The 226-nt window shown below is 55.8% G+C and carries 1 rRNA gene; it reads right to left on the bottom strand.

The window, feature by feature from the left end:
- Positions 1–226: ribosomal RNA gene (locus M3223_RS24680) — 23S ribosomal RNA — on the bottom strand; the annotation flags it as partial.

Genomic DNA, 226 nt, shown 5'->3' with positions numbered 1-226 from the left:
GCTCTGCTCGCCTACATGTGTCGGTTTGCGGTACGGGCACCTTCGCCTGGCTAGAGGCTTTTCTTGGCAGCCGGAGATCATGACCTTCGGTACTATAAATTTCCCTCCCCATCACAGCCCAGCCTTAACGGTTTGCGGATTTGCCAACAAACCAGCCTCACTGCTTGGACGGACACATCCATCGGTCCGCGTCACTACCCTTCTGCGTCACCCCATTGCTCATAAC

The organism is Paenibacillus pasadenensis, from assembly GCF_023715725.1.
GTDB classification, from domain to species: Bacteria; Bacillota; Bacilli; order Paenibacillales; family Paenibacillaceae; genus Paenibacillus_O; species Paenibacillus_O pasadenensis_A.
The sequence above is the reverse complement of the archived record's forward strand: the minus strand, read 5'-3'. Positions and strand labels throughout refer to the sequence as shown.